12 protein-coding genes are annotated in these 11,656 nt (G+C 70.0%); 8 read left to right on the top strand and 4 right to left on the bottom strand.

The window, feature by feature from the left end; all coding sequences use genetic code 11:
- Window positions 1-150: 150 nt before the first annotated feature.
- The 5 genes from E5083_RS00650 to E5083_RS00630 all read left to right on the top strand — a co-directional run bounded on the left by E5083_RS00650 (window position 151) and on the right by E5083_RS00630 (window position 6,627).
- Window positions 151-1,350, top strand: a complete 1,200-nt coding sequence (locus E5083_RS00650; RefSeq protein ID WP_135783657.1) for a sensor histidine kinase — start codon at window positions 151-153, stop codon at window positions 1,348-1,350.
- Between the two features lie 105 nt (window positions 1,351-1,455).
- Window positions 1,456-2,775: a sensor histidine kinase gene (locus tag E5083_RS00645; RefSeq protein WP_135783656.1), complete on the top strand. Its 1,320-nt coding sequence runs from the start codon at window positions 1,456-1,458 to the stop codon at window positions 2,773-2,775.
- A 67-nt stretch (window positions 2,776-2,842) separates the two neighbouring features.
- On the top strand, window positions 2,843-3,502 hold the full coding sequence (locus E5083_RS00640) for a response regulator transcription factor (RefSeq protein ID WP_135784374.1): 660 nt from the start codon (window positions 2,843-2,845) through the stop codon (window positions 3,500-3,502).
- 145 nt (window positions 3,503-3,647) lie between these two features.
- Window positions 3,648-5,576 carry a 2-oxoacid:acceptor oxidoreductase subunit alpha gene (locus E5083_RS00635; RefSeq protein ID WP_135783655.1) on the top strand — a complete coding sequence of 643 codons (1,929 nt, stop codon included), beginning with the start codon at window positions 3,648-3,650 and terminating at the stop codon, window positions 5,574-5,576.
- The gene (locus tag E5083_RS00630; protein WP_135783654.1) at window positions 5,569-6,627 is read left to right on the top strand and encodes a 2-oxoacid:ferredoxin oxidoreductase subunit beta; all 1,059 of its coding nucleotides are present in this window, start codon (window positions 5,569-5,571) and stop codon (window positions 6,625-6,627) included. The genes E5083_RS00635 and E5083_RS00630 overlap by 8 nt, the downstream gene beginning before the upstream one ends.
- Before the next feature lie 9 nt (window positions 6,628-6,636).
- Here E5083_RS00630 and E5083_RS00625 read toward each other — a convergent pair whose 3' ends face one another.
- Window positions 6,637-7,035 carry a winged helix-turn-helix transcriptional regulator gene (locus E5083_RS00625; RefSeq protein WP_135783653.1) on the bottom strand — a complete coding sequence of 133 codons (399 nt, stop codon included), beginning with the start codon at window positions 7,033-7,035 and terminating at the stop codon, window positions 6,637-6,639.
- Window positions 7,036-7,128: 93 nt separating this feature from the next.
- Between E5083_RS00625 and E5083_RS00620 the strand changes: the two genes are divergently transcribed.
- The 3 genes from E5083_RS00620 (at window position 7,129) to E5083_RS00610 (ending at window position 9,498) form a co-directional block, all read left to right on the top strand.
- On the top strand, window positions 7,129-7,983 hold the full coding sequence (locus tag E5083_RS00620; RefSeq protein WP_135783652.1) for an SDR family oxidoreductase: 855 nt from the start codon (window positions 7,129-7,131) through the stop codon (window positions 7,981-7,983).
- A gap of 122 nt (window positions 7,984-8,105) precedes the next feature.
- Window positions 8,106-9,062 (top strand): EamA family transporter RarD, encoded by a 957-nt coding sequence (gene rarD / locus E5083_RS00615; RefSeq protein WP_135783651.1) that lies wholly within the window; start codon window positions 8,106-8,108, stop codon window positions 9,060-9,062.
- Window positions 9,055-9,498 carry a DUF6924 domain-containing protein gene (locus E5083_RS00610; protein ID WP_244317344.1) on the top strand — a complete coding sequence of 148 codons (444 nt, stop codon included), beginning with the start codon at window positions 9,055-9,057 and terminating at the stop codon, window positions 9,496-9,498. The genes rarD and E5083_RS00610 overlap by 8 nt, the downstream gene beginning before the upstream one ends.
- Here E5083_RS00610 and E5083_RS00605 read toward each other — a convergent pair.
- From E5083_RS00605 to E5083_RS00595, 3 genes are all read right to left on the bottom strand, one after another.
- Window positions 9,490-10,041 (bottom strand): NUDIX hydrolase, encoded by a 552-nt coding sequence (locus E5083_RS00605; RefSeq protein WP_135783649.1) that lies wholly within the window; start codon window positions 10,039-10,041, stop codon window positions 9,490-9,492. The genes E5083_RS00610 and E5083_RS00605 overlap by 9 nt on opposite strands.
- Window positions 10,042-10,048: 7 nt before the next feature.
- On the bottom strand, window positions 10,049-11,173 hold the full coding sequence (locus tag E5083_RS00600) for an adenosylhomocysteinase (protein ID WP_135783648.1): 1,125 nt from the start codon (window positions 11,171-11,173) through the stop codon (window positions 10,049-10,051).
- A 64-nt stretch (window positions 11,174-11,237) separates the two neighbouring features.
- Window positions 11,238-11,456 carry a hypothetical protein gene (locus tag E5083_RS00595; protein WP_135783647.1) on the bottom strand — a complete coding sequence of 73 codons (219 nt, stop codon included), beginning with the start codon at window positions 11,454-11,456 and terminating at the stop codon, window positions 11,238-11,240.
- Window positions 11,457-11,656: the final 200 nt, after the last annotated feature.

The raw sequence follows: 11,656 nt of genomic DNA, 5'->3' as shown, positions 1-11,656 counted from the left end.
GTTTGCGTACGCACGGGAGTCTAGGCCCTGATAAAGCGCCCGTAAGCAGGCCGTGACGCCCAGCGAGGCCGGGGGTGGGGTTTTCCCCAGGGCCCGGAAGGCGGTCCACCGCATGGCGTACGGGCCTTCGGGCACGGCAGGCTGGCCGCCATGACCGCTCCCGCTCCCGCCGCCGGACCGGCCGGCGACCCCGGCCGTCCGCCGTCCGCCCGGCTCGCCTTCGACGCGCACACCTGGAAGGAGATCGCGCATCTCCTGCTGAACCTGCCGCTGGCGGTGGTGGGCTTCGTGTACGCGGTCACCGTGCTGTCCGTGAGCGGGGGCCTCACCGTCACGGTACTCGGGCTGCCGCTGCTGGCGGGCTCCCTGCTGGGCGCCCGGCTGCTGGGCAGGCTGGAGCGGGCGCGGGTGCGCGTGCTGCTCGGGGTGCGGGTGCCGGAACCGTCGCCGCTGCTGTTCGCCCGGAGCGGCGGGGTGGTGCGGCGGCTGTGGCAGGCGCTGCGGGACCCGGTGGGCTGGCGGTCGCTGCTCTACTGCCTGATCCGGCTGCCCTGGGGCGTGCTGACCTTCACCACGATGATGGTCGCGTTCTTCGTGCTGTGGCCGGTGCTGGGCTATCTGGCGCGGGGTCTGGCGAACGTGGACCGGGCGCTGGCCCGCGCGCTGCTGGCGCCGTCGGACGAGCTGGAGCGCCGGATAGCGGAGCTGGAGTCGGACCGGGGAGTCGTGGTCGACACCGCCGCCGCCGACCTCCGCCGGATCGAACGCGACCTCCACGACGGCGCCCAGGCACGGCTGGTCAACCTCGCCATGGGACTCGGACTCGCCAAGGAAAAACTCCACCACGACCCCGAAACAGCCGCCCGCATGGTCGAAGAAGCCCACGGCGAAGTCAAAACCGCCCTCAAAGAACTCCGCGACCTCGCCCGAGGCATCCACCCCGCCATCCTCACCGACCGAGGACTCGACGCAGCCCTCTCCCACATCGCCGCCCGCTGCACCGTCCCCGTCACCCTCACCGTCGACCTCCCCACCCGACCCGCACCCGCCATCGAAGGCATCACCTACTACACCGCCAGCGAACTCCTCCAGAACATCAGCAAACACAGCCACGCCCACACCGCCACCCTCGACCTCTGGCACACCCCCCACCACCTCATGCTCCAAATCCGCGACGACGGCGTAGGCGGAGCCGACCCCGCCCATGGATCAGGACTCGCCGGACTCACCGAACGCCTCGGCGCGGTGGACGGAGTGTTCGTCGTGGACTCCCCGCCCGGCGGACCCACGGTCATCACCGCCGAGCTGCCCTGGCGGGACCGTGAGGACGAGCGCCGCGCCGGACGGTAGGGAAAACCCCCTGTTCAAGACGGGGACGCACGCCATGGCCCGCACCCGGCCGCACGCAGCAGTCTGAGCAGGCAAGCCCACATGAGGAGAACGGGGACACCACCGATGGCCACGCACTACACGCCGTACCGGGACGAGCCGGCCCGCCACCGCCTCCCCGCCGCGCTGCGGGCGCCGCTGGAGGCGCGGACCTGGCGGATGCTGGGATACGCGCTGACCGGACTGCCGGTGGCCGTCGCCCTGTTCGTCTGGACGGTCACGATGATCTCGCTCGGCGCCGGCCTGCTGGTGACCTTCGTCGGGGTACCGGTCCTCGCGCTGGCCCTGGTCGGCTGCCGGGGCTTCGGGGCGCTGGAGCGGGCGCGGGCCGGGGCGCTGCTGAAGGTGCGGGTGGCCGCGCCGGAGCCGCTCAGGCCCAGCGGACCGGGGCTGCTGCCCTGGCTCGGCGCGGTGCTCAAGAGCGGCTCGTCCTGGCGGCACCTGGTGTACGCGCTGGTCCACTTCCCGTGGGCGGTGTTCTCCTTCTCGGTGGCCATCAGCTTCTGGACGTACGGCTGGGCGCTGCTGACGTATCCGCTGTGGTTCTGGGTGTTCCCGATGTGGGCCGGGCAGGGCGGCATCCAGCTCTACGGGGACGACCACCACAGCGTCTACCTGGACAACCCCTTCGAGATCACCGCGACCGCGCTGGTCGGGCTGGTGTTCACGCTGCTCACCCCGTGGCTGCTGCGGGCGCTGACCACGGTGGACGGGCTGCTGGTGCGCGGGCTGCTCGGCCCCTCCCGGCTGACGGCCCGCGTGGAGGAGCTGGAGTCGGACCGGGGTGTCGTGGTCGACACCGCCGCCGCCGACCTCCGCCGGATCGAGCGGGACCTGCACGACGGCGCCCAGGCACGGCTGGTCAACCTCGCCATGGGACTCGGACTCGCCAAGGAAAAACTCCACCACGACCCCGAAACAGCCGCCCGCATGGTCGAAGAAGCCCACGGCGAAGTCAAAACCGCCCTCAAAGAACTCCGCGACCTCGCCCGAGGCATCCACCCCGCCATCCTCACCGACCGAGGACTCGACGCAGCCCTCTCCCACATCGCCGCCCGCTGCACCGTCCCCGTCACCCTCACCGTCGACCTCCCCACCCGACCCGCACCCGCCATCGAAGGCATCACCTACTACACCGCCAGCGAACTCCTCCAGAACATCAGCAAACACAGCCACGCCCACACCGCCACCCTCGACCTCTGGCACACCCCCCACCACCTCATGCTCCAAATCCGCGACGACGGAATCGGCGGAGCCGACGCCAGCCGGGGCACCGGCCTCGCGGGCCTGGCCGAGCGGCTCGGCGCCGTCGACGGGGTCCTGGTGGTGGACTCCCCGCCCGGCGGACCGACCGTCGTGACCGCGGAACTGCCCTGGCGCGCCTGACGGAGCTGGAATGCTGGGCCTCCTTGTCGACAGGCGTATGGGGGCTCGGGGAATCGTGGAGAACAAGGTGCGTGTGGTCATCGCCGAGGACTCGGTGCTGCTCAGAGAGGGGCTGACCCGGCTGCTGACCGACCTCGGCCACGAGGTGGTGGCCGGGGTCGCGGACGCGAAGGCGCTGCTCGCCGCCATCGCGGAGCTGGCCGGCCAAGGCGAGCTGCCGGACGTGGTGGTGGCGGACGTCCGGATGCCGCCGACGCACACCGACGAAGGGGTGCGGGCCGCCGTGGAGCTGCGCGGCCGCCACCCGGACCTCGGGGTGCTGGTGCTGTCGCAGTACGTGGAGGAGCGGTACGCCACCGAACTGCTGGCCGGGTCCAGCCGGGGCGTCGGCTATCTGCTGAAGGACCGGGTGGCGGACGTGCGCGAGTTCGTCGCCGCCGTGGAGCGGGTCGCGCAGGGTGGTACGGCGCTGGACCCGGAGGTGGTGGCGCAGTTGCTGGGCCGCAGCCGCAAGCAGGACGTGCTGGCCGCACTGACCCCGCGCGAGCGGGAGGTGCTGGGGCTGATGGCGGAGGGGCGGACCAACTCGGCCGTGGCCCGCCGGCTCGTGGTGAGCGACGGGGCGGTGGAGAAGCACGTCAGCAACATCTTCATGAAGCTGGGCCTGACCCCGAGCGACGGAGACCACCGGCGTGTTCTGGCGGTGCTGACCTATCTGAACTCCTGACGGCACCCAGACTGTGGCGAGTCCACATAACGGGAGATACCCAAGCGATCCTCGGAAGCCGACCCTGAGCGACGTAGGGTTGACCCTGGGATTGGTCCGGGGGAAGACCGCCCCCGGACGGCCGCCTCGAAGGAGGTCCAGTTCAGTGACCAGTCAGGTCAGCAGCCCGGCGGAGCAGGCCGACGAGAACGCCGCGGGCGAGCAGCGCAGACCGGGCGGAGCGAAGGACGTACGGCGCCTGAACCGGGTGATCATCCGGTTCGCGGGGGACTCCGGTGACGGTATGCAGCTCACCGGGGACCGGTTCACCTCGGAGACCGCGTCCTTCGGCAACGACCTCTCCACCCTTCCCAACTTCCCCGCCGAGATCCGCGCGCCCGCCGGCACCCTGCCCGGCGTCTCCTCGTTCCAGCTCCACTTCGCCGACCACGACATCCTCACCCCGGGCGACGCGCCGAACGTGCTGGTCGCCATGAACCCCGCCGCCCTGAAGGCCAACGTCGGCGACCTGCCGCGCGGCGCCGAGATCATCGTCAACACGGACGAGTTCACCAAGCGGGCCCTGGCCAAGGTGGGGTACGCCGACTCCCCGCTGGACGACGGCTCGCTCGATGGTTATCACCTGCACCCGGTACCGCTGACCACGCTCACGGTGGAGGCGCTGAAGGAGTTCGACCTCTCCCGCAAGGAGGCCGAGCGCAGCAAGAACATGTTCGCGCTGGGGCTGCTGAGCTGGATGTACCACCGGCCGACCGAGGCCACCGAGAAGTTCCTGACCACGAAGTTCGCCAAGAAGCCGGACATCGCGGCGGCCAACGTGGCCGCGTTCCGGGCGGGCTGGAACTTCGGCGAGACGACGGAGGACTTCGCCGTCTCCTACGAGGTGGCGCCGGCCGCACGGGCCTTCCCGCCCGGTGTCTACCGCAACATCTCCGGCAACCTCGCCCTGGCCTACGGGCTGATCGCCGCCTCCCGGCAGGCCGATCTTCCGCTGTTCCTGGGCTCGTACCCGATCACCCCGGCCTCCGACATCCTGCACGAGCTGTCGAAGCACAAGAACTTCGGTGTGCGGACCTTCCAGGCCGAGGACGAGATCGCGGGCATCGGCGCGGCGCTGGGCGCGGCGTTCGGCGGTTCGCTCGCGGTGACGACGACCTCGGGGCCGGGGGTGGCGCTCAAGAGCGAGACGATCGGGCTCGCGGTCTCGCTGGAGCTGCCGCTGCTGGTGATCGACATCCAGCGCGGCGGCCCGTCGACGGGTCTGCCGACCAAGACCGAGCAGGCCGACCTGCTCCAGGCGATGTACGGGCGCAACGGCGAGGCGCCGGTCCCGGTGGTGGCCCCGCGCACCCCGGCCGACTGCTTCGACGCGGCGCTGGAGGCGGCCCGGATCGCGGTCACCTACCGCACCCCGGTGTTCCTGCTCTCCGACGGCTATCTGGCCAACGGCTCCGAGCCGTGGCGCATCCCGGACCTCGACGAACTCCCGGATCTCCAGGTCCAGTTCGCCCAGGGTCCGAATCACACCCTGGAGGACGGCACCGAGGTCTTCTGGCCGTACAAACGCGACCCGCACACCCTGGCCCGCCCCTGGGCGGTGCCGGGCACGCCGGGCCTGGAGCACCGCATCGGCGGCATCGAGAAGCAGGACGGCACGGGCAACATCTCCTACGACCCGGCCAACCACGACCTGATGGTCCGCACCCGCCAGGCCAAGACCGACGGCATCGACGTCCCCGACATCGAGGTGGACGATCCCGAAGGCGCCCGCACGCTGGTGCTCGGCTGGGGCTCGACGTACGGCCCGATCACGGCGGCGGTACGGCGGCTGCGCACGGCCGGCGAGTCGATCGCGCAGGCGCATCTGCGGCACCTCAACCCCTTCCCCGCCAACCTCGGCGAGGTACTGAAGGGTTACGACAAGGTCGTGATCCCCGAGATGAACCTGGGGCAGCTCGCCACCCTGATCCGGGCGAAGTACCTGGTCGACGCCCGCTCGTTCAACCAGGTCAACGGCATGCCGTTCAAGGCGGAACAGCTCGCCACCGCGCTCAAGGAGGCCATCGATGACTGACTCCGCACGCGAGCTGCTCCAGCTTGTCCCCAAGGCCGAGGGCAAGCAGTCGATGAAGGACTTCAAGTCCGACCAGGAGGTCCGCTGGTGCCCCGGCTGCGGGGACTACGCGATCCTCGCGGCCGTGCAGGGGTTCATGCCGGAGCTGGGGCTGGCGCGGGAGAACATCGTCTTCGTCTCGGGCATCGGCTGCTCGTCCCGCTTCCCGTACTACATGAACACCTACGGGATGCACTCCATCCACGGCCGCGCCCCGGCGATCGCGACCGGGCTCGCCTCCTCGCGGCGGGACCTGTCGGTGTGGGTGGTCACCGGCGACGGGGACGCCCTGTCCATCGGCGGCAACCATCTGATCCACGCCCTGCGCCGCAATGTGAACCTCAAGATCCTGCTGTTCAACAACCGGATCTACGGCCTCACCAAGGGCCAGTACTCCCCGACCTCCGAACTCGGCAAGATCACCAAGTCGACGCCGATGGGGTCGCTGGACGCGCCGTTCAACCCGGTGTCGCTGGCGCTGGGCGCGGAGGCGTCGTTCGTCGCCCGGACCATCGACTCCGACCGCAAGCATCTGACCGAGGTGCTGCGGGCGGCCGCCGACCATCCGGGCACCGCGCTGATCGAGATCTACCAGAACTGCAACATCTTCAACGACGGTGCCTTCGACGCCCTCAAGGACAAGCAGCGGGCCGAGGAGGCGCTGATCCGGCTGGAGCACGGGCAGCCGGTGCGGTTCGGCGCGGACGGCTCGCGGGGTGTCGTACGGGACCGGACCGGTGAGCTGACGGTGGTCACCGTGACCCCGGACAACGAGGCGGACCTGCTCGTCCACGACGCGCACGCGGCCTCCCCCACCACCGCCTTCGCGCTGTCCCGGCTGGCCGACCCGGACACCCTGCACCACACCCCGATCGGGGTGTTCCGGGCGGTGGACCGGCCGGTCTACGACAGCCTGATGTCCGAGCAACTGGACACGGCGATCGAGCAGCAGGGCAAGGGGGATCTGGCGACGCTGCTGGCGGGCGGGGACACCTGGACGGTCGTCGGCTGAGGTCAGTTTTTACGAGGCCCGGGAGCGCACTTCCCGGGCCTCGTCGTATGCGCGGCGGGCCTTCTCCACCTGGTCCAGGCGGTCCTCGGTCCACAGGGCCAGCGCTCTGACCTGCTCGGCGGCCTCGCGGCCGAGGCCGGTGAGGGAGTAGTCGACGCGGGGCGGGATGACCGGCTTGGCGTCCCGGTGGACCAGGCCGTCGCGCTCCAGGGTCTGCAGGGTCTGGGTGAGCATCTTCTCGCTGACCTCGCGCCCGCCCCAGCGGCCGACCGCCCGCCGCAGCTCCCCGAACCGGTAGGAGCGGTCCAGCAGCTCGATAAGGACGAGCGTGCCCCAGCGGCTCGTCACATGCTCCAGCACCAGGCGTTGCGGGCACAGGGCGTCGCTGACCTCTTTACTTACCGTCATGGCAGTACCTTACTTGAAAGTGGGTACTGTCGTTTGGTTAGCGCCTCTCCTAGGGTTAGTGACATCACCCCGACATCCCTTAGGAGAAACCCCATGAGCATCGTCGTCACCGGAGCCACCGGACACCTCGGCCGCCACGTCATCGCCCAGTTGCTGGAGCGGGTTCCGGCCGAGGAGATCACCGCCGTCGTGCGGGACAAGGCCAAGGGCGCCGAGTTCGCCGAGCGCGGTGTGCGGCTGGCCGTCGCCGACTACAACGCCCCCGACACCTTCGACGGCCTCTTCTCGGCCGGCGACAAGGTGCTGCTGATCTCGGGCAACGAGTTCGACAAGGGCCGGGTGGCGCAGCACCAGGTCGTCATCGACGCGGCGAAGGCGGCGGGGGTGGCGCTGCTCGCGTACACCAGCGCGCCGGGCACCCTGACCGCGACGCTGGCCGACGACCACCGGGCCACGGAGGAGGCGGTGCTCGCGTCCGGACTGCCGTACTCGCTGCTGCGCAACGGCTGGTACCACGAGAACTACACCGAGAACCTGGCCCCCGTGCTGGCCCACGACGCGGTGGTCACGGCGGCGGGCGAGGGCCGCGTCTCCTCCGCCGCGCGCGCCGACTACGCCGCCGCGGCGGTCGCGGTGCTGACCGGTGAGGGCCACGAGAACACCACGTACGAGCTGGGCGGCGACGTGGCGTGGGGCTTCGCCGAGTACGCGGCCGAGCTGAGCGCACGGACCGGGCGGACGATCAGCTACCAGTCCGTCTCCGGAGAAACCCTCAAGGGCATCCTGGCCGGCGCGGGGCTGCCGGACGCACTCGCGGAGATGCTGGTCGGGGTGGACGCGTCGATCGCACGCGACGAGCTGGTGGTGCCGGGCGGCGAGCTGTCGAAGCTGATCGGCCGCCCGACGACGCCGCTGGCGGTGGCGGTGGAGGAGGGGCTGAAGGGCTGAACCGGGCCTGGCGCCCCACCCCACCTCTCCGGTCATGACCGTATGGCGATACGGGCATGACAGGCGGGGTGGGGCGGCGTTACCTTCGTTCTCGCGTGGCGGATTGCGAGAAGGAGGAGCCCGTGGCCGGGACGTCCAAGGGTGAACACCGAATAGGGCTGCTGAACGGCATCGCGGCGTACGGGATGTGGGGGCTGGTCCCCCTCTTCTGGCCGCTGCTGAAGCCGGCCGGGGCCATGGAGATCCTGGCGCACCGGATGGTGTGGTCCCTGGTGTTCGTCGCCGTGGCACTGGTGTTCACGCGGCGGTGGGCGTGGGCGGGCGAGCTGTTGCGCCAGCCACGGCGGCTCGCGCTGATCGCGGTGGCGGCGGCTGTCATCACTGTGAACTGGGGCGTCTACATCTGGGCTGTGAACTCAGGTCACGTGGTGGAGGCGTCGCTCGGGTACTTCATCAATCCCCTGATGACGATCGCGCTGGGCGTGCTCCTACTGAAGGAACGACTCCGCCCGGTGCAGTGGGCGGCGGTCGCCGTCGGTTTCTCCGCCGTCGTCGTCCTGACCGTGGGCTACGGCCAGCCCCCGTGGATCTCCCTCTGCCTCGCGGTCAGCTTCGCGACGTACGGCCTGGTGAAGAAGAAGGTCAACCTGGGCGGTGTGGAATCCCTGGCCGCCGAGACGGCCATCCAGTTCCTCCCCGCCCTCGCCTACCTGATCTGGCTCAGCACCCGGGACGACCTCACCTTTGCCACGGAGGGCCCCGGCCACGCCGTCCTCCTCGCCTCCACCGGCATCGTCACCGCCCTCCCCCTGGTCTGCTTCGGCGCCGCCGCCATCCGAGTCCCCCTCTCCACCCTCGGCCTCCTCCAATACCTGGCCCCCGTCTTCCAGTTCCTCCTCGGCATCCTCTACTTCCACGAGGCCATGCCCCCGGAACGCTGGGCCGGCTTCGCCCTGGTCTGGCTGGCGCTGGTGTTGCTGACCTGGGACGCGATGCGCTCCGCGCGGCGGGCGCGGGTGGTGGCGATGTCGCGTCGTACGGACCCTGCTGCGGCTGCGGTGGATGCGGTGGATGTCTGAGGGGTTGGTCGGCCGGGGAGACTTCGACGCGGTCGTCATCCGGACCGACTACGCCGACGAGCGGGCCTGGCTGGCCTTGGTGGCAACGCTCCCCCAGCACGTCCACCTCATCGACGCCCCCTCGTGGTCCGGGGCGTCCGCCGAAGACGTCCTGACAGCGACCCGCGACGCCGACGACCTGAGCGTCGTCTTCCTCGCGGACACCACCACAATGCGCTCCGCTCCCCCCGCCCTCCTCGCGCTCACCACCCTGACCCCCGACGACTGCGAGGACGACGAGGACTACGCCCGCCTGACCGAGTCCGGCCCCACCTTCCGCACCACCCCGCCCGGCATCCCCGACATCCACGCCAACCTGACCCTGGGCAACCTTGGCTTCGAGGAGTACGCGGCATGGGCGGGGGAGAGTCCTGACGGGGTGTACCGGTCAGCTTGAGGCGTGGGTCGCGGCGAGCACCCGCTGCCGCAGTGTCGCGTCCGCGAGGGTGTCCGGGCTGCGCCACTCCCACCCGCTCACCTCTTCCTCCTGCAACGTCACCTCGACGGGGCCGGTCGTCCTGAACAGGTAGCGCACGTCCGCGTGCTGGTGCGCCGGTTCGCCCTTGGCCTCGTTCGCGGGGATGTCGTGCACGTCGATGTGCACGGGCCGGGACGACAGTGACGCGACGCCCGCCTCAATGCCCGTCTCCTCCCCCAGCTCGCGCCGGGCGGCGTCCATCAGGCTCTCGTCCTCGGTCTCCAGGTGCCCGCCGGGCAGGAGGTACTTACGAAAGATGTTGTGCCGGATGAACAGCACGTCGCCGATGTCATCGACCAGCACCGCCCCCACCGTGACATGCAAGGGGCCGGTGCTGCGGCCGGTGAGGTCGTCACCTCGGTCCAGCCCTTCCAGCACGCCGGACAGCGCGGCCTTCTCGGCGGGGTGCGCGGCGAGATACTCGCCCACCGTCGCGCGGATGTGTTCGGGAGTGATCGGCATGATTCGGTCACCGTTCGTTGTAGAAGTGGAGCCACGTCGCAGCGATCCTGCTGCGGTCCGCTGCGGAGACCTCGTGCATGGTGGCATCGAGTCCCCCGTTCGCCAGGGCGTGCACGGCCGCGATGAGCTCGGCCTGCACCAGGAAGATGAACGGGCCGACGCTCGCGCCGTGCAGGAAGTTGACCGCTTCACCTCCGTTGAGCAGGTAGAAGTAGTGGCCCGTCGTCTCGTAGCGCGTGATGTGCTCCGCCGCGACGGCTTTGCTGTAGTAGTCCGGCAGCCCGGACAACTCCAACTCGTCTTCCGAGCTGGTCACGGTGGCGACAAACGCCCCGTTCTTCAGTTCGGGGAAGTCCTCACCGCGCAGCGACAGCGCACCCGTGGCACAGAGAACGAGCCCCGCCGACTTCAACGCGGCATCACGGTCCCGGGCAACGCTGAATCCCTGCGACAGGGCTTGCGCACGTCGTACGGGGTCGATGTCGTAGACCGTGACGTGCACCCCCTTGGCATGCAGCAGACGGGCGATCGAGCTGCCGAGCTTGCCGAAGCCGAGGACCAGTGCGGGCCGGCCGTGCAGGATGTCGCCCCGGCCACGTAACAGCGCCTCCGTCGAGAACACGACGGACTGGCCCACCAGAAAGTCCTCCGGCTCCTTCAGGGGAGACCGGGCAACAGAGATGACGGGGCACGGCAGCTTGGCCCGCTCGGCATACCGCTTGTGGCCGTTCTCCGTGTCCTCGACGATGCCGAGCACCGTACCGCTGAACCCCTCGCACAAGGCGTCCAGCGCGGGGGCGAAGTATCCGCCCACGTCCAGCAGCACGACCGGCTCCCCGGCCACCCTGCTTTCCAGGTAGGCCAGCGCGGTGTCGGGGTCGGCGAAGCGCTCCCGCGACAACTCGTCCACCCCCACCATGCGCTCCACCTCGCGTTTGGCGCCCACGTGCACGGACTTGGGCTTGGGGAGCACACCCCGGAGGTGCGAGACCAGGCCGACCGCCCGCACGAACGCGGGCCGCTCGGGCAGCAGATGCGTGATCAGCAGGGAGGCCGGTGGCGCGGAGGGATTGAACTCCTTCGCGATCCGGGAGAAATAAGCGTCCAGCCGGGCACGTTCTCGGGTTTCCATGGGACACCATGTCTTCGTCGTCGTCGGGTTTCGGGCGCGTGCAACGCCATGTGAGAAGAGGGGGTCACGGCCTCTTCTGCGTGGCACAGGCGAAGTGCCAGTAGGCGATCAGGGGAGGCGTGTCGCGGCGCGCGAGCATCCCCCGCCGGCAGACTTCGAGGCTCTGGATCGGCTGCCCGCAGCCGGGACACATCTCCCCAGCCGGCGCGTACGTCGTGTACTCCCACTGCCGTGCGTCGGTGTCGGCTCCTGCCGCACGGACTTCGGTCTTAGCGTCGGTCACTGGCGTCAGCCTCCTGTTGGTCCGGCACGTGGAACGCTTCGATGCAGAGCTTCCGCCAGTAGACGGACACCTGGGAATGACGAACGGGGAACCCCATCTGCTCGTTTGGGGAACTCCGCCAGCGGGTGATGGCTACTGTGATGAAGAGATCACTTCCGTCTCCGCAGGGGAATTCATGGAAGACCGCTCGGCACAGCGTG

It is taken from the genome of Streptomyces bauhiniae (genome assembly GCF_004784475.1).
GTDB classification, from domain to species: domain Bacteria; phylum Actinomycetota; class Actinomycetes; order Streptomycetales; family Streptomycetaceae; genus Streptomyces; species Streptomyces seoulensis.
The sequence above is the reverse complement of the archived record's forward strand: the minus strand, read 5'-3'. Positions and strand labels throughout refer to the sequence as shown.